This is a genomic window from Nocardia grenadensis (genome assembly GCF_050942415.1).
Taxonomy (GTDB): Bacteria; Actinomycetota; Actinomycetes; order Mycobacteriales; family Mycobacteriaceae; genus Nocardia; species Nocardia grenadensis.
This window is the reverse complement of the sequence record NZ_CP192054.1, coordinates 4,194,907-4,216,476: the sequence shown is the minus strand read 5'-3', so window position 1 is coordinate 4,216,476 and position 21,570 is coordinate 4,194,907. Positions and strand designations below refer to the sequence as shown.

Genomic DNA, 21,570 nt, shown 5'->3' with positions numbered 1-21,570 from the left:
GCGTCGTGGCGACCGGATGGTTCGGACCGGCGCCCGAGGGGGCGCCCTACTCGCCGGTAAACTCCTCGGCATGAGTGCAGATTCCGCCACCGCCACCGTCGCCGCTCCCCGGGAGATCGTCGAATCGGTGCGCAAGTTCGTCGCCGCGCACGGGGGTTCGGCCGAGGTCGTGCCGCAGCCGGTGGGTCGCCGGGGCGTGCGGCTCACCCTGGTCGGGTCCGACGGTGTCCTCGGTGACCGGATGGTCGCCGATACCGCCACCGCGCAGGCCGTGATCGACGCGGTGGACGGGCTCACCGCCGCCGAGGGCTGGGAACGCGATCTGGTGGCCCGCACCACGCCGCGGACCGGGCACTGGGCGAAGATGGCCGGCTGGGTCGCTGGTCAGACGCGATTCCCGAAGGCTCGTAACGAGAATTGAGACCTGTGCGTGCTCACAGGTCGTCCACCCCGGCCGCAGGTAGCTCGAACAGTTTCCCGACCAAAAACTACTGACGAGTAACCGGTTCGCGCTACCGTTGGTGCCTCGAGCGTCAGCCCCGGGGTAGAAGGAGCCGATATGACGGTCAGTAGTCCGACCCGTTCCAGACTCACGGTGTCCGGCCGTCCGATCTCGAACCACCTGCGGGACGTATCGACCCTGTCGCGTCAGATGGTCGGTCATTTCGTCGAACACGTCGCACCGTGCGGGACGCTTCCGGGTGACGCGCTCCAGGGTGATGTCACCGCGGTCACCCGGCTCTGCCTGGAACTCACGGTGAGCCGGCTCGACGGCCGCGAGTTGCCGGAGAAGATCGAACGGATCCGCGAAGCCGCCGCCGAATGGGCGCGCGAGGGTATCCCGATCGACACCATCACCCACGCCATCCACGAGGGCTTCAAACTCGGTTTCGACCGCATCATGGCCACCGCGGGGCCGGCGGATTCGGCGACCCTGGTCGCCACCGCCCGCCGGATGCTGGAGATCCTGGATACGATCACCTCGGAGGTGGCGCTGGCCTATGTCGGCGAATACCGGGGGGCGGTCTCCGAACACCACACCGCGGTACACACGCTGACCTCGGCGCTTCTCGGCGGGCACAGTACCGCCACCATGGCCCGCGAATGCGGGATCGAGATCGCGGAGGCGTACCAGGTGCTGGCGCTGGCGCTGGCGCCGCATCCGGACGAATCCGCGCCCCAGGTCGACGGCCGGATCGTCGCGCGGCGCAAATTGCGCCGGCTCCAGGCCGAGCTCGCCCGCAGCTGCGGGGAGAAGGCGCTGTCGCTGCTCAGCATCGACGGTGGCACGGTGTTGCTGCCCGCGGACGCTTTCCCCGAGGACACCTTGGACGAGTTGATCGCGCGCCTGGCGCAGGCGGCGCAGGTGCCGGTCACGGGCACGGTGGTCACCGCGGCCACCGCCGAGATCCCCGACGCCACCGACCGCGCCCACGAACTCCTCGACACCGTGCAGCGCATCACCGATGGTGGCGGTCTGCATCGATTCACCGATCTGGCATTGGAGTTCCAGATCACCCGGCCCGGCCCGGCGCGGGAGCATTTGAGCGCCATCCTCGATCCGCTCGACGAACATCCCGAACTGCTGGAAACACTGCGCCAGCACATCGCCAACAATTTCAATCGCCAGCGCACCGCCCGGCTCATGCATATGCACACAAATACGCTTGACTACCGGCTCAAACGGGTCCGGATGCTCACCGGGTTCGATCCCGCGATCCCCACCGGGCTGTGGTATCTGACCTCGGCGTTGGTCGCGCGCAGCTATCAGAACGGGCCGAGCGCGACCTGAGGCGGCACCGGCGGCGATGCCCGTTGTGGAAGGTGTTGCGAGCCGGGTGGCCACGCATGTCCATGGCGACGGGACTGTTCGCTGAGCACGCATCCGAGCCGTTTCCAGTGACCGGGCGGGTATCGCACGGCCGGACGAAGCGCCAGCGGCCGGGCCGAGCCGAGCCGAGCGGTCCGGCCGCCGGCACGGTCGGCTCAGGCCGGCTGAGCGCTCGATTCCACCACCGCGGCGGGTAGTGGTTCCCGGGTGCGCAGGGATGCCCACAGTGCGGCGGTCGCGGCGGTGCACAGGGCCGCACCGCCGACATGGATCGCGACCAGCGCCGCCGGGACATCGGTGAAGTACTGGACGACGCCGACCAGTGACTGCGCGAGCACCAGCCCGAGCAGGACGAACAGGCGGTCCCGCACCGGTTTGGTGATACCGGTCGCGAAGAGGCCGAAGGCGAGACCTATCAGTAGCGCGAGATAGCCGATCAACAACTGCGAATGCAGATGAACCAGGGTCACGATCTCCACCTCGAGCCGGGCCACCGGACGCTCGATGCTCTTGTCGCCGGCATGCGGACCGGCGCCCGTCACCAGCGTGCCCGCGATCAGGACCCCGGCCAGTGCGACTCCGCTCAGTGCGGTCAACCAGCGCAGGGGTGCGGGCGCGCGGACGGTATCGACACCGTCGTCGGGGGAGGCGACCTTCGCGTACATCACCGCGGCCACCCACACCATGAGCATGGACGCGAGCAGGTGCAGCGCGACGGTCCACCACAGCAGCCCGGACAGCACCGTGATACCGCCGATGACCGCCTGCAGGACGGTGCCGGCGGGCATGAGCCAGGCGTAGACGAGCACTTCCCGCCGGCGCCGGGCCCGGGTGACCGCGAGCACGATGAGCGCCGCGCACAGCGTCACCACGAAGGTGAGCATGCGGTTGCCGAACTCCACCGCTTGGTGCAGCACGGCCACTTCGGAGACCCCGATCGGGGTGAAACTGCCCGGGAAGCACTGTGGCCAGGTGGGGCAGCCCAGACCGGACGCGGTGACGCGGACGATCGCGCCGGTCACGGCGATACCGGCCTGGGAGGCGATCACCGCCAGCGCGATCAGCAGCTGGGTGCGCCGCGAGGGCAGCGGCAGCCGGTCGACGAGTCGCAGGAATGCGCGATACAGCACGTGCCGATGGTAGCGGGCGGCAACCGCCGGCCCACACCCGGACTACTACAGCATGTCGTGGAAATCATTCGAAACGGAACCAGCGGGCCGCCAGCAGGCCCGCGCCGGTACCCCAGACAATCAACGCGCCCACTCCGAGCCAGTCGACCCCGCCGCTCAGCGCGTGTTCCAGCGCGACCGCCAGCGCCCCCGAAGGGACCAGCCGCACCAGAGTATGGACCGCCGTGGGTAGTTCGTCGGAGGCGAAGACCACGCTGGCGATACCGAGCATGACGAACCAGAGGATATTCGCCAGCGCCAGCACCACCTCGGCCTTGAGCGTGCCGCCGAGCAGCAGGCCCATCGCCGCGAACGTGGCGGTACCCAGCGCGATCAGCACCGCGCCCAGCAGCAACCCCAGCGGTGTCGGCCGCCAGCCCAGCGCCACTCCGATGAGGCCCAGCAGCACCGCCTGCAGGATCACCACCAGCAGGACGGCCCCGCTCTTACCCGCGATGATCCCCCAGCGCGGCAGGGGAGTGGCGCCCAGTCGCTTGAGCGCGCCGTAGCGGCGGTCGAAACCGACAGCGATGGCCTGACCGGTGAACGCGGTCGACATCACCGCCACCATCATCACGGCGGGCACGATCTTGTCGATTTTGTCCGGGCCCATATCGCCGAAGGGCAACAGCGCCAGCCCGATCAGCAGGGTCACCGGGATGAACATGGTGAGCAGGAGTTGCTCGCCGTTGCGCAGCAGCAGCACCAGATCCAGCCGGGTCTGCGCGAACAACATGGCCGCCCGCGGTGCGGGCCGGGGCGCGGGCGCGAAAGTACCGGGTTCGAACCGGTTGGCCGTCAACTCCGGCTTGGTCACAGGGCCTCCCTCGAAACTGACGCATGCGGTCCGCGGAGGCCACAGCGAAGGCGGAGGTATCGCATCACAGCGCCTCCCTCGAAACTGATCCGATGCGGTCCGTGGGGTCGTAGCGCAGGCGCGGGTATCGCATCACCGGGTCTCCTTCGAGACCGACAGGTCCGGTCCGTGGCGAGGGAGGTATCGCACACTCGGCCTTTTCCGAAGCCGGCGGATGCGCTCCGCGGAGGCGGAGGTATAGCACCTCATGCGCGCAGATCCCGTCCGGTCAGTTCCAGGAATACGTCTTCGAGCCGGCGCTGGTCGATCCGGATATCGGTCGCGAGCACGTTCACGCGGGCACACCAGGCGGTCACCGTGGCCAGCACCTGCGGGTTGATCTCACCCTCCACCAGGTACGAGCCGGGGCTGGTCTCTCTGGGCGAGAAGCCCTCCGGCAGCGCCATCTGCAACAGTTCCAGGTCCAGTTTCGGCGGCGCGGCGAAACGGAGCTGTCCGGCCGCGCCGTGCGCGGTCACCTCGGCCGGCGTACCGGAAGCGACAATGCGCCCGTGGTCGACGATCACCAGATGGTCGGCCAGTTCCTCGGCCTCGTCCATGAGATGGGTGGTGAGCAGGACACTGACACCGTCGCGCCGCAATGCATCGATCAACTCCCACACCAGGATCCGGGCCTGTGCGTCCATCCCCGCGGTGGGTTCGTCGAGGAAGACGATCTCCGGGCGGCCGACCAGTGCGCACGCCAGCGACAGCCGCTGCTGCTGGCCACCGGAGAGCCGGCGGTAGGGGGTCCGGCGGTGCTCGTCCAGGCCCAGCACGCCGAGTAGCCAGCCCGGGTCCAGCGGGTCCGCCGAATACGAGGCGACCAGATCCAGCATCTCCCCGGCTCGCGCGCCCGGATAGGCTCCGCCGCCCTGCAGCATTACTCCGATCCGGGGGCGCAGCCGCTCGGAATCGGCGATCGGGTCCAGGCCCAGGACCCGCACCCGGCCCGAATCCGGTCGGACGAAGCCCTCGCACATCTCCACCGTGGTGGTCTTACCGGCACCGTTCGGACCGAGCAGGGCGAAAACCTGTGCGGGCTCGATGGTGAAACCGATGCCGTCCACCGCGATCGTCTCGCCGTAGCGTTTGGCGACGTGGTCCACCTGTACGGCGGGCACCCGGGAAGCGGTCACGAGGTCCCACCGTAGGCCCCGGCCGGCTGTGACGGGGCCGACACCCCCTGCTGCGCCCGCCAGGGCAATGAGTTCCGGGTGACCACGATGAACAGCAGTGACACGATCACGGTGGCCACCGCCGACCCCACGATCTGGAACACCTCGAGGTCGGCGCCGCGCGGCATGAGAATCACACTGACCACTGCGGAGATACCGATCGCCGGGCCGCGGAAGGCCGGCCGGGTGGCCCAGGCCGCCATCGGGACGATGGCCCACAGCAGATACCAGGGCTGGACGACCGGGAACAGCAGCACGATCGCGCCCAGCGATACCCCGAGCGCGCCCACCGGATGCAGGCGTCCGGTCCAGGTGGCGACCAGCATGCGCACGGTGATGAAACCCGCTACCACGGCGGCGATGGGCCGGGTGATGGAGAGTAGCGCGGTGGTGTGGTCGCCGAGGCCGAGCAGGACACCGCCGAATCCGGTGACAATGCCCAGTGCGGTGGGTAGCGACATCCAGCTGCGCACCGCGTTCGCCGTGTTCAGGGTGTAGAGCCAGCCGAAACCGAGACCGCTGGCGCTGCTGATCACCACGGTGACCACCACCGCGATCAAGCCGAGCAGCCCGGCCGCGGTCAGGATCGGCCGCAGCCCTGGCCCCCAGCGGCGGGCCAGGGCCATTCCCGCGAAGCCCAGCGCGATGATCGAGGTGACCTTCACCGAGGACGACAGGCTGATCACGACCGCCCCGCCCACCAGTAGCGCCCAGCCGCGGCCGTCCAGCGGCGGCGGCCCGCCGTCGCCGGGCACCCCGTGGATCGCGCGCAGCATGAACTCCAGGCCGGCCAGCATCAGACCGAGCATGAGCGCGTCGTTGTGCACCCCGCCGATCAGATGGAACAGGACCAGTGGGTTCGCCGCACCCAGCCACAGCGCGCTCACCGGCGCCACCCCGCAGCGCACGGACAGGCGCGGCAGCGCCCAGACGATCAGCGCCACACCTGCCAGCGCCAGCAGCCGGTGCACCCAGACCCCCGCCAGGATGTTCTCCCCGGTGAGCTCGGCGATTCCGTGCCCGATCCACAGGAACAGCGGTCCGTAGGGCGCGGGCGTCTCGCGCCAGATGTTGGGGACATTGTTGGTCAGCACATTGTCGATACCGAGCCCGGCGACGGGGCCCTCCAGGTACGGATCGATCCCGCGGGCGGCGATCTCGCTCTGCGCGAGATAGGAATAGACGTCGTTGCTGAACATCGGCGGCGCCACGCACAGCGGGATGATCCACAACAGCAGGGTGCGGTCGAACTGGCGCCGGGTGAGCCGGTGCCGTGGCGAACCGCCGATCCCGCCGACGGCGAACCGCCCGAGCAGCAGCCACGCCAGCACCACGGTCACCGTGCCGACCATGCACATGGCCAGGGATCCGGTGTGCGCCCGCGCGAAAATGCCCAGGACCCGCATTCCCGAGGTCGGATTCTGATGGACTGGCTGGGCGCCGATACCGAGAGCGCTGATCGCCATGAGCACGGTGCCGGTGGCGCCCATCAGCCGGATCCGGTCCAGTTGCGCCCGCTCCCGGCGGTCGAGCCCCGGAACCTCGGATTCGTCGCTGTGCAGGACCGCGATGGTGTGATCCGAGGGTGGGACATCGAGTCCGAGGGCGCGCCGCACCAGTTTCAGTGCGCGCTGCCCGCGCGACGCCACTGCGCCCGGGGCGCCTGCCTGTCCTGCCACGGTCACCGAGACTAGTTCGCCGGGGGCGCTGCCGGTGCCCGGGTCGCGGCATCACGCGCGGGCGGGCCGGCGCGCCGGCCGCGGGCCGACCGGTGGCCGCGGCGCCGGTTCCGGTCCGGACATCTTCTGGCTACCGGGGGTGTCCGGCGCCGGGCGCGCGATTTCCGGCGCCGGTGGAGATCCGCGCGGGACTTCCCGACGCGCGGTGCGGTGGGCCCGGTGGACCATTCGGTCGGGCAGAGGACAGGACGGGGCGCAGCCGGGCAGCAACTTCTCCGGCGCGGTGTCGCGGATCCGCCCGGACCTCCAGCGCAGTGAAGCACATCACTGCCCTGATCCGGCAGGAGAGGCAAGAACGGCGCTTTCTCGCCCGAGCAGGCTATTTCGGCAATTTATGTCCGGCGCCGCCGCAGCGGACGACCCACCTGCTCAGGGCACCCTTATTAGATTTCGGGAACGAATTCCGCCACACTGATGTTGTGAAAACTATGGGTTTGCCGAATGTGGACGAAAGGGCTGGTCACCGGGCCGGCCCCGGGTCCGTCGGCGCGCCCGCGACCGGCGGCGAAGGGCATACTCGCGCCGCGATCGTCCGGCTGCTGCTGGAGGAGGGACCGATCACCGCGACCGCGATAGGTGGTGCCCTGGGCCTGGCGCCCGCCGGTGTACGCCGGCATCTGGACGCGCTCATCGAATCGGGGCAGGCGCGCGCCGGACGGTCGGCGCCCTGGCAGCAGAAGGGTCGCGGACGGCCGGCCAAGCAGTACCAGCTCACCGCGGCCGGGCGCGGCATGCTCGGGCACGCCTACGACGATCTCGCCGGTGCGGCCATCCGGCAGTTGCGGGAGATCGGCGGCGAGGAAGCGGTCACCGAATTCGCCCGCAAACGCGCCCGCACCCTGGTCGACGGGATCGAACCGCTCCCCGGCCACGGCGCGGAGCCGGCGGCGGAGTCCACCACCGGGGACGATTCCGCGCGAGCGGGTACGGCCGCCAAGGCCGAGGAGATCGCCACGGCGCTCTCGGACGCGGGGTTCGCCGCGAGTACCCGCCGGGTGGGCGCGGGTGTGCAGATCTGCCAGCACCACTGCCCGGTCGCTCATGTCGCCGAGGAATTCCCCGAACTGTGCGAGGCCGAACTCGCGGCCTTCCGGGAGGTTCTCGGCACCCATGTGCAGCGCTTGGCCACCATCGCCAACGGTGACTGCGCCTGCACCACCCATGTACCACTGACGGTGCTGCCCACGGCGGCCACCGATCGACCGAAGCATGCTTCACCTTCAACCGTTGCGCAGCCCGCAACGGACGCACCGAACGACTCCGGAAGGAGCGCCGAATGACGACCACCACCGACCAGGTGCCACCGCTCACCCAGGAGGAGGCCATTGCCTCGCTGGGTAAATACGGTTACGGCTGGGCCGACTCGGATGCGGCCGGCGCCAGCGCGCAGCGTGGTCTCTCCGAGGAGGTCGTTCGCGATATCTCGGCCAAGAAGGACGAGCCGGCCTGGATGCTGGAGAACCGGCTCAAGGCGCTGCGCATCTTCGACCGCAAGCCCATGCCGAACTGGGGCTCCAACCTCGACGGTATCGACTTCGACAACATCAAGTACTTCGTGCGCTCGACCGAGAAGCAGGCCGAGAGCTGGGAGGACCTGCCCGAGGACATCCGCAACACCTACGACAAGCTGGGGATCCCGGAGGCGGAGAAGCAGCGGCTGGTCTCCGGTGTCGCCGCCCAGTACGAGAGCGAAGTCGTGTACCACCAGATCCGCGAGGACCTGGAACAGCAGGGCGTCATCTTCCTCGACACCGATACCGCGTTGAAGGAGCACCCGGAGATCTTCCGCGAGTACTTCGGCACGGTCATTCCGGCCGGGGACAACAAGTTCTCCGCGCTGAACACCGCGGTGTGGTCGGGTGGGTCCTTCATCTATGTGCCGCCCGGCGTGCACGTGGACATCCCGCTGCAGGCCTACTTCCGGATCAACACCGAGAACATGGGCCAGTTCGAGCGGACCCTGATCATCGTCGACGAGGGCGCCTATGTGCACTACGTCGAGGGCTGCACCGCGCCGATCTACAAATCGGATTCGCTGCACTCGGCGGTCGTCGAGATCATCGTGAAGAAGGGCGGACGCTGCCGCTATACGACCATCCAGAACTGGTCGAACAACGTGTACAACCTGGTCACCAAGCGGGCCAAGGCCGAAGCGGGCGCCACCATGGAGTGGATCGACGGAAATATCGGCTCCAAGGTCACCATGAAGTACCCGGCCGTGTGGATGACCGGTGAGCATGCCAAGGGCGAGGTGCTCTCCGTCGCGTTCGCCGGTGAGGGCCAGCACCAGGACACCGGCGCCAAGATGGTGCACCTGGCGCCGCACACCTCCTCGACCATCGTGTCGAAGTCGGTGGCCCGGGGCGGCGGCCGCGCGTCCTACCGAGGTCTGGTGCAGGTCAACAAGGGTGCCCACGGATCCAAGTCGACCGTGAAATGCGATGCGCTGCTGGTCGACACCGTCAGTCGGTCCGACACCTACCCCTATGTCGACATCCGCGAGGACGACGTGACCATGGGACACGAGGCGACGGTGTCCAAGGTGTCGGAGGATCAGCTGTTCTACCTCATGAGCCGCGGGATGACCGAGGACGAGGCGATGGCCATGGTGGTGCGCGGCTTCGTCGAGCCCATCGCCAAGGAACTCCCGATGGAATACGCGCTGGAACTCAACCGCCTGATCGAACTGCAGATGGAAGGAGCCGTCGGCTGATGGCACTGGACAACGTTGCCGAGGCCGCCGAGGCTCGTACTCCGGCGATCAACAAGGGAGAGGTGTTCACCTCCTTCGATGTGAACGCCTTCGAGATCCCCTCCGGTAAGGACGAGGCGTGGCGGTTCACCCCGCTGCGCCGGCTGCGCGGCCTGCACAACGGCACCGCGACCGCCGACGGGCGGGCCGAGGTCGAAGTCGGGCCGGTCGCCGGGGTCACCGTGGAAACGGTGGGCCGCGACGATGCCCGGCTCGGGCAGGGTGGCACCCCGTCCGATCGGGTCGCCGCGCAGGCGTACTCCGGTTTCGAGCAGGCGACGATCCTCTCGGTGGGCAAGGAGACCGAGGTCGCCGAAACAGTCGTCGTGCGGATCACCGGGCCGGGCGAGGGCAAGACCGCCTACGGCCATCTGCAGATACGGCTGGCGGAATTCGCGGCCGCCACCGTGGTGATCGACCAGCGGGGCAGCGGAACCTATGCCGAGAACGTCGAATTCGTGCTCGGCGACAGCGCCAAGCTGACGGTGGTCGCGGTCCAGGACTGGGCCGATGACGTCGTCCACGTCACCGCGCACCACGCCCTCGTGGGGCGCGACGCGGTGCTGCGGCACACCGCGGTCACCCTCGGCGGTGACCTGGTCCGGCTCACCGGCAATGTCCGCTACGCGGGCCCGGGCGGTGACGCCGAACTGCTCGGTCTCTACTTCGCCGATGCCGGCCAGCATTTCGAACAGCGCCTGCTGGTCGATCACGCGGTGCCGCACTGCAAATCGAACGTGCTGTACAAGGGCGCGCTGCAGGGCGAACCCCATTCGCCGAAGGGCGATGCCCGCACGGTCTGGGTCGGCGATGTGCTGATCCGGGCCGCGGCCGAGGGCACCGATACGTTCGAGATCAACCGCAATCTGGTGCTCACCGATGGCGCCCGTGCCGATTCGGTACCGAACCTGGAGATCGAGACCGGTGAGATCGTCGGCGCGGGCCATGCCTCGGCGACCGGCCGGTTCGATGACGAGCAGCTGTTCTATCTGCGTGCCCGCGGTATTCCGGAGGACGCCGCCCGCCGCCTGGTGGTGCGCGGTTTCTTCCACGAGATCATCCAGAAGATCGGAGTCGGTGAGGTCGCCGAGCGGCTCGAGGCGGCCATCGAAGCCGAACTCGCCGCTATCGGCGCCTGACCGACCACCCGGCCTCCCAGACCACCGAAGGAATTCGACACCCTATGACCACCCTGGAAATCAAGGACCTGCACGCCGAGGTCGCCACCCCCGACGGGGACACCGTCCAGATCCTCAACGGTGTGAATCTCACCGTGAAATCCGGCGAGACGCACGCCATCATGGGCCCCAACGGCTCCGGTAAGTCGACGCTGTCCTATGCCATCGCCGGGCATCCCAAGTACACCGTCACCTCGGGGTCGATCACCCTCGACGGTGAGGACGTGCTGGAGATGTCGGTGGACGAGCGGGCGCGGGCCGGACTGTTCCTGGCCATGCAGTATCCGGTGGAGGTCCCCGGTGTCTCGATGTCGAACTTCCTGCGTACGGCGGCGACCGCGGTCCGCGGTGAGGCGCCGAAGCTGCGGCACTGGGTCAAGGAGGTGAAGGAGTCGATGAACGAACTCGATATCGACGCCGCCTTCGCCGACCGCAGCGTGAACGAGGGCTTCTCCGGTGGCGAGAAGAAGCGGCACGAGATCCTGCAGCTGGGTCTGCTGAAGCCGAAGATCGCCATCCTCGACGAGACCGACTCCGGCCTGGACGTGGACGCGCTGCGTATCGTCTCCGAGGGCGTGAACCGCTACCGGGAGCGGGAGAACGGCGGGGTCCTGCTGATCACCCACTACACCCGGATCCTGCGCTATATCCAGCCGCAGTTCGTGCACGTCTTCGTGGGCGGGCGCATCGTGGCCGAGGGCGGCCCGGAGCTCGCCGAGGAACTCGATGCAGGCGGCTATGTGAAGTTCACCCGGACGGCCGGAGCCGGAGCCTGACATGACCGCGACCCTTCCCGCCTTCGACGTCGCCCGGATCCGGGCCGACTTCCCGATCCTGAACCGTACGGTTCGGGACGGGAAACCGCTGGTGTACCTGGATTCCGGGGCTACCGCGCAGCGGCCGCTGGCGGTACTGGACGCCGAACGTGACTTCCTGCTGGCGAGCAATTCCGCCGTCCACCGCGGCGCCCATCAGCTGTCGGAGGAGGCCACCGACGCCTACGAGGACGCCCGCGCACAGATCGCCCGTTTCGTCGGTGCCGTCGCCGAGGAGATCGTGTTCACCAAGAACGCGACCGAATCGCTCAATCTGGTGACCTACGCGTTCTCCGACGACCGGTTCCCATACCGCGTGGGCCCGGGCGACGAGATCGTGATCACCGAATTGGAGCATCACGCGAATCTGGTGCCCTGGCAGGAACTCGCCCGCCGGACCGGCGCCACCCTGCGCTGGTACGGCGTCACCGACGACGGCCGTATCGACCTGGACTCGCTCGAACTGTCGCCGGCCACCAAGGTCGTGGCCTTCAGCCACCAGTCGAATGTCACCGGTGCGGTGGCGCCGGTCGCCGAGTTGGTGCGCCGGGCCCGGGCCGTGGGCGCGTTGGTGGTCCTCGACGCCTGCCAGTCGGTACCGCACGCCCCGGTCGACTTCCGTGCCCTGGACGTCGATTTCGCGGCCTTCTCCGGGCACAAGATGCTCGGCCCCTCCGGAGTCGGTGTGCTGTTCGGGAAGCGAACGCTGCTCGAGGAGACCCCGCCCTTCATCACCGGCGGTTCCATGATCGAGACCGTCACCATGGAGCAGACGACCTATGCGGCGCCGCCACAGCGTTTCGAGGCCGGTGTCCCGATGACCTCTCAGGTCATCGGACTGGGCGCCGCCGTGCGCTACCTCGAGAAGGTCGGGATGGACGCGGTGGCCGCGCACGAGCACACCCTCGTCGATGCCGCGCTCGCCGGGCTTGGCGACGTACCGGGTGTGCGGATCATCGGCCCGACCGAGAATGTCGACCGCGGTGGCGCGGTCGCCTTCCTCGCCGACGGAATCCACGCGCACGACCTGGGCCAGATCCTCGACGACGAGGGCGTGGCGATCCGGGTGGGTCACCACTGCGCCTGGCCGCTGCACCGGCGTTTCGGTGTGGCCGCGACCGCCCGCGCCTCGTTCGCCCTGTACAACACCGTGGACGAGGTGGACAAGATGGTCGCCGCGGTGCGGAAGGCTCAGAGCTTCTTCGGGGTTGCCTAGAACATGCGTATGGAGCAGATGTACCAGGAAGTGATCCTGGATCACTACAAGCATCCGCACAACCGCGGCCTGCGGGAACCGTTCGGCGCCGAGGTGCACCACGTGAATCCCACCTGCGGTGACGAGGTGACGTTGCGGGTGCGGCTCGGCGGCAACGGCGAGGTCGAGGATGTGTCCTACGACGGTCAGGGCTGCTCGATCAGCCAGGCCTCGGTCTCGGTGCTGACCGATCAGGTGATCGGGCTGCCGGTACGGGAGGCGCTGAGTGTGGTCGACTCGTTCAACGAGATGATCGGCAGCCGGGGTACCGTCGAGGGCGACGAGGACGTTATCGGCGACGGAATCGCTTTCGCCGGTGTCGCCAAATACCCGGCCCGGGTGAAATGCGCGTTACTGGGCTGGATGGCATTCAAGGACGCGGTGCTGCGGGTCGACGGCGCGGCCGATTCCGCCGCGGAGCCCGGTGCGTCCGCTACCGACCGCTCACGGAACGGGGAAACAGCATGACCGACATATCTGCCACCGAGGACACCGCGCCGGAGTCGGCCGCCGGACCCGAAGCCGAACTCTCGGCCGAGGATCTGGCGCAGCTCGCCGATCTCGAGGAGGCCATGCGCGATGTGGTCGATCCCGAGCTCGGTATCAATGTCGTGGATCTGGGCCTCGTCTACGGCATGCGGGTCGAGGAGACCACCGCGGTGCTGGATATGACGCTGACCTCGGCCGCCTGCCCGCTCACCGATGTGATCGAGGATCAGTCCCGGAATGCGCTGGTGCGCAGCGGGCTGGTGGACGATCTGAAGATCAATTGGGTCTGGATGCCGCCGTGGGGCCCGGACAAGATCACCGAGGACGGCCGGGAACAGTTGCGGGCGCTGGGCTTCACGGTCTGAGGCCCGCGCACCCACCGCGCGCAGTACTTCGCGACGGCGACCGACAGGGTCGCCGTCGCGTTCCGGTCTGTACCCGAATTGGTGCGGACAGAAGCCCGGAAGCCGGCCGGCGGTACGGACCGGTCGGCCGTTCCGGAGCCCCGGTCGCATTTCGTCCGGTAATGCCGGGGCTTTACTGGAATACGGCTATTCCAGGCTCCGCGGTGATCATCGCGCCGTGTGCCGGGATGCGCGCATTGGGCATTTCGGCCGGGGCGGGGCGTCCGATTCGAGTGGCCCCGGACAGTATTGGACCTGTCTTGATATCAATTTTCCGGGTCCGTCGCCAATCACCGACCGGTCGGTCTTCTTTCGGTGTTCCGGCCCTGGTGATCGGCCATGCGATCGCAATGTGCGTTGGGGCACCCCCGGCTGCACGCGCGGTCCCCGCGGAGTCCCGTGGTCGTGATCTTCACGCTCGCAATACCTTTCCGCATTCTGCGAGGTCGCGGCCCTATCACGGAACGGTGACAATCGATTATCAGCCGTTATTGAGAGAGTTCACGGCAATGCTGCTACTGTGGGCGAGTCGTCGGGTTCCGGGCCATCGGCGTATGTGCTCCGGTGGTCATCGATCGGCCGAATGACTTGTCCCTTAGTTACTTTCGAGTACTCGAAAGTAACTAAGGGATATGTCACCGACCGTTACCGCGGTGCCCGGCGCGGACCTCATCCGGCCAGGGGCGAACATGGTCGGCGTCGCGAGGAAGGCGAGACGAAGCGTCGTGGCATGCCACGGCACCGCGTGGCGCGCCTCGAGCCCCGTCAACGACGAGAAAGCTGATGAATCTGAATACCGCCGTGCTGCTTCCCTGGATACTCGCCCCCATATTGGTGCTCGGCGTGGCGTGGTACGCCGTTCGGGCCGTGCGAGACCAACAGAAACGACTCGATGTGCTCGAGCGGGAACTAGCCGTACGCGACGATGCGCTCGAGCATCTCGCGGCCAGCACGTTGCCCGCCCTCTCGGAGTCCACCCGCCGCTTCGACCAGACCTCCGTAGCGCCCGAAGTACCCCCCGGACTGGAGAATTCGCGTTTCGCCCAGTGCCTGCGCTGGATCCTCGACCGGGTCACCGAAGACCTGCGGACGGTCCAGAGCGAAGCCCGCGAAGCCGTCACCCGGGAGATGGAGGAGCAGGTCCGTACCGCCGTCTCCGCCGCCGAACGGAACGTCCGGACCGAGGCCGACGCCGGCCGCGAACGCTCGGAAACCCTTGCCCGCGAGGCGACCAGCGCCGCGGTCCGCTCGTTCGGTACCTCCGTGGTGAGCCTGGGAGCCGACGTCTCCCAGGTCGTGAGCTCCGCGCTCCGCGAACACCGCGACGACCGCGTCTACGAGACCCTCATCCGGATCGACCACACCGTGCAGCAGATGATCCGTCAGGCGCAGTCCTACGTGATCGTCTGTGGTGGTCTGCCCGGCCGCCGCTGGCCCGCCCAGTCGCTCACCGACGTCGTCGGCGGCGCGACCGGTCGTGTCCGCGACTACCTGCGGGTCCGTCCGTCCCAGCTGGACCGCATCGTCATCAGTCGTGCGGTCGAACCGCTGGTGCACACGCTGGCCTCGCTCATCGACAACGCGCTGCGCTACTCCCCGCCCACCTCCTTCGTGGACGTGACCTTCCAGGAAGGTCATCACGGTGTGACCGTGATCGTCGACGACGCCGGTGTCCGGATGAACGCCGAGCAGATGGAAGAGGCCCGCCAGGTCCTGGCCAACGAACGCTCGATCGATATCCATCAGCTCGGGCCGGCTCCCAAGGTCGGTTTCCCGGGTATCGCCGCGCTCGCCCGCCGGTACGGGTTCACCGTCTACATCGACGGACCCAACGCCTACGGCGGTATGCGTGCCATGGTCTACATCCCGGAGGCACTGCTGGTCGCACCGAAGTCCAACCAGGACAACGACGCCGCGTCCCCGGCCGGCGCGTCGGCACCGCGGGAACTCGCCGCGGTTCCCGGTGGCCAGGCCTCGTCGGTATCGGGAAGCTCCGGTAACGCTCTGAGCGGGAACGCCGTATCGTCCGGTATCGGAGCACATTCGGCGACAAGTACCGGCGCGCACGCCGCGATCCCGGTCGTGTCCGAGAGCTCCCGGCCTGTCGAACGGACTTCGGCGGCAGGTGGCATCGACGAGACCGAGAGCGAGCAGCGTACGACAGTCCACGACATCACCAGCGGCGGTCTGCCCCGGCGTCGGCGCCGTGCCGCGGCCGTCCCTGATGACATCAACGATCGCGTGTCCGGACAGGACAGGACCGAACCGGGGCAGCCCCGCCCCGATATCGCCGCTGCCTGGCAGAGCGGCTCCAAGAGCGGCCGTGCCGCCGCATCCGAACACACCGAAGGGATGACATCCTGATGGGTTCACCGAGGACAGTGGTATCCGACAGCACCAACAAACTGGGCTGGTTACTGGACGATCTCGAGGTTCCCGGCGTCCGATTCGCCGTCCTGTTGTCCGAGGACGGGCTGCGTATCGCCCATTCGGCGGGTATCGCGAAAGACGATGCCGAGCGGTTCGCCGCTGCCGCCTCCGGCCTGCGTTCGCTCGGTAAGGCGCTCGGCGAGTTCTGCGGTAGCAACGGAAACGATGTACGGCAGAACATGACCGAATACGACCAGGGCATGATCATGATCACCGCGGCGGGCGAGGGCGCGCTCCTGGGTGTGGCGACCATGACCGATATCGACGTGGGCCTGATCGCCCACCGGATGAACGAGCTCGCCGGGCGGGTCGGCCACGAGCTCGGGAGTGAACCTCGCAGAGGCGCACACGGCGGCGATCTGCAATGAGCCGGTCGCGGCGTGATCCAGACCTGGTCCGCGCGTATGTGCGGACCGGCGGACGCTCCCGTCCGACCCGTGAGCTCGGCCTGGTCACCCTGGTCGTCGCCGTCGGAGATGCGGCGCCGGGCTCCACACCGGATGCGCGCCGGGTGGTCGATGTCTGTGCCCGCGGCGCCCTGTCGATCGCGGAGGTCGCCGCCTATCTCGACCTCCCGCCCTCGGTGGTGACGATCGTCGTGTCCGATCTGCTGGACAGCGGACATCTCAATATCCCGACCCCGGCGGAAATAATGCCGGAGATCGCCCTGCTCGAGGAGGTACTCAATGGGCTCCGTGCTCTCCCGGCCTGATCGGTCCGCGGAATACGGCCGCGCGGTCGACTATGTGCCGGAGACGGTGACCCGCTCGGTGAAATTGCTGGTGGCCGGTAATTTCGGCGTCGGCAAAACCACCTTCGTGAGCAGTATTTCCGAGATCAAACCGCTGCGTACCGAAGAGACCATCACCGAGGCCAGCGTCGGTATCGACGATCTGGGTGGGCTGGGGTCGAAAACGCAGACCACGGTCGCGATGGACTTCGGCCGTATCACGCTCAACCCCGAACTGGCCCTGTACCTCTTCGGTACGCCGGGCCAGCAGCGGTTCATTCCGTTGTGGGAGGAACTGGCCAAGGGCGCACTGGGCGCGCTGGTCCTGGTGGACACCCGGCGTATCGAGAAGGCCGACGAGGTACTGGCGGTCCTCGAGGAGCGCGGGGTGCCGTACGCGGTCGGGGTGAACGAGTTCGAGGGTTCTAACCGCTTCCCGCTGTCGGAAGTGCGCGAGGCACTCGACCTGACCGACGACACTCCGCTCATAGCCCTCGACGCCCGTGATCGGCGCACCTGCCTGCAGTCGCTGATCACGCTCGTCGAGTTCCTGTTCCGCCGATTGGAGTCTCGTCTTTGACAACGCAGTTCTCTCCGGTTCCGCAACAACAACCTCCGTTCGCCGGCTGCCCGGTCGTTCACGGAGACCCCACCGGAGGTGCCGGCGACCGCTTCGGTCTCTTCTCCGAAGAGTTCGCCGGTGATCCGCATCGCGCCTACGCCGCGATGCGGAGCCGGTACGGGTCGCTGGTCCCCATCGATCTGGCCCCGGATGTGCCCGCCACCCTGGTGATCGGTTACGACGCGGCCGTGCGGATCCTCAACGATCCCGACCGCTTCCCCGCCGATCCGCGGACCTGGCAGACGAGCATCCCGCCGGATTCGCCGATCAAACCGATGATGGAGTGGTACCCCAACGCCCTGCGCAATAGCGGTGAACTGCATCAGCGGTACCGCCAGGCGTATGTGCACGCGATCGACGGTATCGACCTGCACGAACTGCACCAGACCGTGGAGCGGATCGCGGTTCCGCTGATCAACTCCTTCTGCGAGACGGGCAAGGCCGATCTGGTCACGCAGTACGCGTTCCCGCTGGTGTTCGAGGTGATCAACCGGATGGTGGGTTGCTCACTGGAGCTGGGTGAGCGCGTCGCCAACGGGATGGCCGCGTTGTTCGACACGGTCAACGCCGAATGGGGGATGACCCATCTCAGCGAAGCGCTGATGGAGCTCGTCTTCATGAAGCGTTCCGATCCGGCCGACGATGTGACCTCCCGGCTGGTGCATCATCCGGCGAAACTCGACGACGAAGAGCTGCTGTCCAATCTGATCAGCTTCTACGGCGCCGGTGTGGAGCCGCAGCAGAACCTGATCAACAACACCCTGCTGCTCATGATGACCGACGAGCGGTTCGGCGGGAACATGCTCGGCGGTGCGCTGTCCACCCGCGACGCGCTGGACGAGGTGCTGTTCAACGACCCGCCGATGGCCAACTTCTGCACCACCTATCCGCGGCAGCCGATTCTCGTCGAGAACACCTGGTTGCCCGCCCACCAGCCGGTGGTGATCAGCCTGTCCGCGTGCAACAACGATCCGGCCATCCGGGGCGCCGACCATACGGGCAACCGCTCCCATCTGGCCTGGAGTATCGGACCACACGCGTGTCCCGCGCAGTCGCCGGCGTTCGTGGTGGTGCAGGGGGCGATCGACCTGCTGCTCGACGCGCTGCCCGAACTGGAACTCGCGGTGGCACCCGAGGACCTCGTCTGGCGCCCCGGGCCCTTCCACCGGGCCCTGGCCGCCCTACCCGTCGTTTTTCCGCCTTCTCCTCCCTTGCCTCTCGTCTAAGGAGTCAGTCGTTGGAACGCCAACCCATCGTCCTGGATATGGCCGGTGCCGATACCCAAGGGGAAGCGGCGAGGTTGCGTGCCCAGGGTCCCGCCGCGCTGATCGAGTTGCCGGGTAATGTGCCCGCGTGGTCGGTCACCGACGCGGCGGTCCTGAAGAGCCTGCTGGCCGATCCGCGGGTGTCCAAGGATCCGCGCCAGCACTGGACGGCGTTCGTGAACGGTGAGATCACCGAGGACTGGCCGCTGCTGCCGTGGATCGCGGTGGAGAACATGTTCACCACCTACGGGGCCGATCATCGCCGGCTGCGCCGGCTGGTGTCCCCGGCCTTCACTCATCGGCGGACCGCCGCGCTGCGCCCACGGGTGGAAGCGCTCGTCGCCGATCTGCTGGACCGGCTGGCCACCGTACCCGCGGGTCAGGTCGTCGACCTGCGCGAGGGCTACGCCTACCCGGTGCCGATCCAGGTGATCACCGAACTGCTGGGCGTTCCGGAATCCCTCGGTGCGGGCCTGCGGGTCTGTGTGGACCGGTACTTCGACACCACGATCGATCAGGCCGGGGCGCAGGCCAATTTCGTCGAGATGTACGGTCTGGTGACCGAACTGGTCGCCTATCGGCGCGACAACCCCGGCGACGACATCACCAGCGTGATGATCAGCAGCCGCGACGAGGACGGTTCGCAGCTCACCGAGAAGCAGATCGTCGAAACCCTGATGCTGGTCATCAATGCCGGCCACGAGACGACGGTCAACCTGCTCGACCAGGCCATCGTCGCGTTGCTCACCCATCCCGAGCAGCGCGCGGCCGCGCTGGCGGGTGAGGTGAGCTGGTCGGAAGTGGTCGAGGAGACACTGCGCTACCAGGCGCCGGTGGCGCATCTGCCGCTGCGGTACGCGGTGGAGGACATCGAGATCGAGGGGCTGCGGATCGGCAAGGGCGAGGCGATCCTGGCCTCCTACGCCGCGGCCGGCCGTGACCCCAAGATCCACGGTGCCACCGCCGATATCTTCGACGTGACCCGGGTGGTCAAGGATCATGTGTCCTTCGGGCACGGTGCGCACCATTGCATCGGTGCGCCCCTGGCCCGGATGGAGGGCGAGCTGGCGCTGCCCGCGCTGTTCCGGCGGTTCCCGGATATCCGGTTGGCCGTCGAGGTCGGCGAATTGAAGCCGGTGGTCAGCTTCGTTTCCAACGGTCACCAGGAATTGCCCGTGTACCTGGGCTGAACCCGGTAGCGTAAATGGTTCCGGTTACTACAACTTCATGCTGATGGCTCGTCGCGGACGTCGCTGAGCGGAATGTATGGGTCGGCGGATAGGTCTGCGAGAACGCACTATTCGCCGATTCATATGAACCTCGGAGTGTGATGTCTTGACCACAGCACAACATGAGCAGGACCGCGTTTCCGATCCACGCCTGGTGATCCACGGCTCTCCGGTAGATCCCATCGGCCCCTACGTTCCCCTGTACTCGGAGGAGTTCGCCGCTGATCCGCACAAGGTGTACCGGGAGATGCGGCAGCGCTTCGGGTCGCTGGCTCCGGTGGAGCTGGCCCCGGGTGTCCCGGCCACCCTGGTGATCGGCTATCACACCGCCCTGCGAATCCTCAACGATCCCGAGCACTTTCCCGCCGACCCTCGGGTATGGCAGCGCGGCATACCTGAAGACTGCCCGGTATTGCCCATGATGGAATACCGGCCCAATCCGCTGCGCACCGTCGGTCAGGAACGGATCCGCTACCGATCGGCCGCGGTCTCGGCCATCGGCGAGATCGATATGCACGAATTGCGCACCACCATCGAGCAGATCGCGGTCACGCTGATCAACTCCTTCTGTGCCGACGGCTACTGCGATGTGGTCGGGCAGTACGCCTCCCCGCTGATCTTCGCCACCCTCAACGCCATGCTCGGCTGCCCGCCCGAACTCGGGCACCGCGCGGCCCGCGGCCTGGCGGCCATGTTCGATACGGTGGACGCGGCCGAAGGTAATGCCACCCAGGCCGACGCGCTGCTGGAACTGGCCCGGCTCAAACGGATCAAGCCCGGTGACGACATCACCACCCGGCTGGTCCGGCATCCGGTGCAGTTGAGTGACGAGGAGACCCGGCAGCAGCTGGCGCTGCTCTACGGCGCGGGTACCGAGCCGCCGCAGAACCTGATCGCGAATACGCTGCTGCTGATGCTGACCGATGAGCGGTTCGCCGCCAATGTGCTGGACGGCAGTCTCTCCACCCGTGACGCCCTCGACGAGGTGCTGTTCAACGATCCGCCGCTGTCCAACTACTGCGTCAGCTATCCGCGGCAGCCGATACTGATCGACGGGATCTGGTTGCCGGCACACCAGCCGGTATTGATCGGGATGACCGCGTGCAACAACGATCCCGCCATCAAAGCCGATGGGCCGGCCCTCAACCGGTCCCATCTGGCCTTCAGCGCGGGCCCGCACAGCTGTCCGGCCCGGTCGGTGGCTTTGCTGGTGGTTCAGGATGCCATTGATCAACTGCTGGACGCGGTGCCGGAAATGCGGCTTGCGGTGCCACGTACGGAGTTGCGCTGGCGGCCCGGGCCGTTCCATCGCGCGCTGGTATCGCTGCCGGTCACCTTTCCCGAGAGTCCGCCGATTCGGATAGGTTGAGCCGCCGACCGTGGTCCCCGCCCGGGTGCTCCGGTAATTCCGCCTCGGCCGGACCCGGGCCACGGCGCAACCGTGGCGGTAGACGAGCCGATGTGCCTGTCGGGCAGGGGGTTACGGTCTTGGGTCGGGTCGAATCATCGTTCGGGCTGCGAAAACCCTTTCGCCTGTGCGAGGCTCGGGTAGAGTCGCGAATTCAGCCCCGCGGCCGGACGGCCGGCCGCAGACTACAGCCGCAGGAACCAGCAGACGTTGAATATCG

Annotated in this window: 20 protein-coding genes; 16 read left to right on the top strand and 4 right to left on the bottom strand. The window is 67.6% G+C overall.

Annotated features, from left to right (window positions below; translation table 11 throughout):
- Positions 1–70 precede the first annotated feature (70 nt).
- On the top strand, positions 71–421 hold the full coding sequence (locus ACQPYS_RS19195; RefSeq protein ID WP_431940313.1) for a hypothetical protein: 351 nt from the start codon (positions 71–73) through the stop codon (positions 419–421).
- Positions 422–559: 138 nt separating this feature from the next.
- Entirely contained in the window at positions 560–1,792 is a 1,233-nt protein-coding gene (locus ACQPYS_RS19190; RefSeq protein WP_433490380.1) for a PucR family transcriptional regulator, read from the top strand.
- A gap of 194 nt (positions 1,793–1,986) precedes the next feature.
- On the opposite strand, the gene ACQPYS_RS19185 is transcribed toward ACQPYS_RS19190, so the two are convergent.
- The 4 genes from ACQPYS_RS19185 to mptB all read right to left on the bottom strand — a co-directional run bounded on the left by ACQPYS_RS19185 (position 1,987) and on the right by mptB (position 6,713).
- Complete coding sequence (locus ACQPYS_RS19185) at positions 1,987–2,961, bottom strand: COX15/CtaA family protein (RefSeq protein ID WP_433490379.1); 975 nt, start codon at positions 2,959–2,961, stop codon at positions 1,987–1,989.
- Positions 2,962–3,025: 64 nt separating this feature from the next.
- Positions 3,026–3,817 (bottom strand): ABC transporter permease, encoded by a 792-nt coding sequence (locus ACQPYS_RS19180; protein ID WP_063038869.1) that lies wholly within the window; start codon positions 3,815–3,817, stop codon positions 3,026–3,028.
- A 245-nt stretch (positions 3,818–4,062) separates the two neighbouring features.
- A complete protein-coding gene (locus tag ACQPYS_RS19175; protein WP_063038868.1) occupies positions 4,063–4,995 on the bottom strand; it encodes an ABC transporter ATP-binding protein in 933 nt (310 codons plus the stop codon).
- Positions 4,992–6,713, bottom strand: a complete 1,722-nt coding sequence (mptB, locus tag ACQPYS_RS19170; protein WP_431940308.1) for a polyprenol phosphomannose-dependent alpha 1,6 mannosyltransferase MptB — start codon at positions 6,711–6,713, stop codon at positions 4,992–4,994. Before mptB ends, ACQPYS_RS19175 begins: the two co-directional genes overlap by 4 nt.
- 488 nt (positions 6,714–7,201) lie before the next feature.
- Between mptB and ACQPYS_RS19165 the strand changes: the two genes are divergently transcribed.
- The 14 genes from ACQPYS_RS19165 to ACQPYS_RS19100 all read left to right on the top strand — a co-directional run bounded on the left by ACQPYS_RS19165 (position 7,202) and on the right by ACQPYS_RS19100 (position 21,311).
- Positions 7,202–8,053, top strand: coding sequence for a helix-turn-helix transcriptional regulator (locus ACQPYS_RS19165; RefSeq protein WP_431940358.1), 852 nt, complete (start codon positions 7,202–7,204; stop codon positions 8,051–8,053).
- The gene (sufB, locus tag ACQPYS_RS19160) at positions 8,050–9,486 is read left to right on the top strand and encodes a Fe-S cluster assembly protein SufB (RefSeq protein WP_039825481.1); all 1,437 of its coding nucleotides are present in this window, start codon (positions 8,050–8,052) and stop codon (positions 9,484–9,486) included. The genes ACQPYS_RS19165 and sufB overlap by 4 nt, the downstream gene beginning before the upstream one ends.
- Entirely contained in the window at positions 9,486–10,664 is a 1,179-nt protein-coding gene (gene sufD / locus ACQPYS_RS19155; RefSeq protein ID WP_433490378.1) for a Fe-S cluster assembly protein SufD, read from the top strand. The genes sufB and sufD overlap by 1 nt, the downstream gene beginning before the upstream one ends.
- Before the next feature lie 44 nt (positions 10,665–10,708).
- Entirely contained in the window at positions 10,709–11,479 is a 771-nt protein-coding gene (sufC, locus tag ACQPYS_RS19150) for a Fe-S cluster assembly ATPase SufC (protein WP_063038859.1), read from the top strand.
- A gap of 1 nt (position 11,480) precedes the next feature.
- Positions 11,481–12,734 carry a cysteine desulfurase gene (locus ACQPYS_RS19145; protein ID WP_063038857.1) on the top strand — a complete coding sequence of 418 codons (1,254 nt, stop codon included), beginning with the start codon at positions 11,481–11,483 and terminating at the stop codon, positions 12,732–12,734.
- Positions 12,735–12,737: 3 nt separating this feature from the next.
- On the top strand, positions 12,738–13,241 hold the full coding sequence (sufU, locus tag ACQPYS_RS19140) for a Fe-S cluster assembly sulfur transfer protein SufU (RefSeq protein ID WP_431940306.1): 504 nt from the start codon (positions 12,738–12,740) through the stop codon (positions 13,239–13,241).
- Complete coding sequence (locus ACQPYS_RS19135) at positions 13,238–13,627, top strand: metal-sulfur cluster assembly factor (protein ID WP_431940305.1); 390 nt, start codon at positions 13,238–13,240, stop codon at positions 13,625–13,627. The genes sufU and ACQPYS_RS19135 overlap by 4 nt, the downstream gene beginning before the upstream one ends.
- Before the next feature lie 822 nt (positions 13,628–14,449).
- Positions 14,450–16,030 carry an ATP-binding protein gene (locus ACQPYS_RS19130; RefSeq protein WP_063038851.1) on the top strand — a complete coding sequence of 527 codons (1,581 nt, stop codon included), beginning with the start codon at positions 14,450–14,452 and terminating at the stop codon, positions 16,028–16,030.
- On the top strand, positions 16,030–16,464 hold the full coding sequence (locus tag ACQPYS_RS19125; protein ID WP_030521402.1) for a roadblock/LC7 domain-containing protein: 435 nt from the start codon (positions 16,030–16,032) through the stop codon (positions 16,462–16,464). The genes ACQPYS_RS19130 and ACQPYS_RS19125 overlap by 1 nt, the downstream gene beginning before the upstream one ends.
- The gene (locus ACQPYS_RS19120; RefSeq protein ID WP_063038849.1) at positions 16,461–16,808 is read left to right on the top strand and encodes a DUF742 domain-containing protein; all 348 of its coding nucleotides are present in this window, start codon (positions 16,461–16,463) and stop codon (positions 16,806–16,808) included. Before ACQPYS_RS19125 ends, ACQPYS_RS19120 begins: the two co-directional genes overlap by 4 nt.
- Positions 16,783–17,406, top strand: coding sequence for a GTP-binding protein (locus ACQPYS_RS19115; RefSeq protein WP_063038847.1), 624 nt, complete (start codon positions 16,783–16,785; stop codon positions 17,404–17,406). The genes ACQPYS_RS19120 and ACQPYS_RS19115 overlap by 26 nt, the downstream gene beginning before the upstream one ends.
- Positions 17,403–18,674, top strand: a complete 1,272-nt coding sequence (locus tag ACQPYS_RS19110; protein ID WP_063038845.1) for a cytochrome P450 — start codon at positions 17,403–17,405, stop codon at positions 18,672–18,674. The genes ACQPYS_RS19115 and ACQPYS_RS19110 overlap by 4 nt, the downstream gene beginning before the upstream one ends.
- Positions 18,675–18,685: 11 nt before the next feature.
- Positions 18,686–19,903, top strand: coding sequence for a cytochrome P450 family protein (locus ACQPYS_RS19105; RefSeq protein WP_431940302.1), 1,218 nt, complete (start codon positions 18,686–18,688; stop codon positions 19,901–19,903).
- A 145-nt stretch (positions 19,904–20,048) separates the two neighbouring features.
- Complete coding sequence (locus tag ACQPYS_RS19100) at positions 20,049–21,311, top strand: cytochrome P450 (protein WP_431940301.1); 1,263 nt, start codon at positions 20,049–20,051, stop codon at positions 21,309–21,311.
- Positions 21,312–21,570 lie beyond the last annotated feature (259 nt).

Excerpts from the sequence above, each read along its gene's own strand:
- sufC (WP_063038859.1), top strand. The coding sequence starts at position 10,709 with ATGACCACCCTGGAAATCAAGGACCTGCACGCCGAGGTCGCCACCCCC.
- ACQPYS_RS19130 (WP_063038851.1), top strand. The coding sequence starts at position 14,450 with ATGAATCTGAATACCGCCGTGCTGCTTCCCTGGATACTCGCCCCCATA.
- ACQPYS_RS19165 (WP_431940358.1), top strand. The coding sequence starts at position 7,202 with ATGGGTTTGCCGAATGTGGACGAAAGGGCTGGTCACCGGGCCGGCCCC.
- ACQPYS_RS19120 (WP_063038849.1), top strand. The coding sequence starts at position 16,461 with ATGAGCCGGTCGCGGCGTGATCCAGACCTGGTCCGCGCGTATGTGCGG.
- ACQPYS_RS19115 (WP_063038847.1), top strand. The coding sequence starts at position 16,783 with ATGGGCTCCGTGCTCTCCCGGCCTGATCGGTCCGCGGAATACGGCCGC.
- ACQPYS_RS19125 (WP_030521402.1), top strand. The coding sequence starts at position 16,030 with ATGGGTTCACCGAGGACAGTGGTATCCGACAGCACCAACAAACTGGGC.
- ACQPYS_RS19190 (WP_433490380.1), top strand. The coding sequence starts at position 560 with ATGACGGTCAGTAGTCCGACCCGTTCCAGACTCACGGTGTCCGGCCGT.
- sufD (WP_433490378.1), top strand. The coding sequence starts at position 9,486 with ATGGCACTGGACAACGTTGCCGAGGCCGCCGAGGCTCGTACTCCGGCG.
- sufU (WP_431940306.1), top strand. The coding sequence starts at position 12,738 with ATGCGTATGGAGCAGATGTACCAGGAAGTGATCCTGGATCACTACAAG.
- ACQPYS_RS19145 (WP_063038857.1), top strand. The coding sequence starts at position 11,481 with ATGACCGCGACCCTTCCCGCCTTCGACGTCGCCCGGATCCGGGCCGAC.
- ACQPYS_RS19195 (WP_431940313.1), top strand. The coding sequence starts at position 71 with ATGAGTGCAGATTCCGCCACCGCCACCGTCGCCGCTCCCCGGGAGATC.
- sufB (WP_039825481.1), top strand. The coding sequence starts at position 8,050 with ATGACGACCACCACCGACCAGGTGCCACCGCTCACCCAGGAGGAGGCC.
- ACQPYS_RS19135 (WP_431940305.1), top strand. The coding sequence starts at position 13,238 with ATGACCGACATATCTGCCACCGAGGACACCGCGCCGGAGTCGGCCGCC.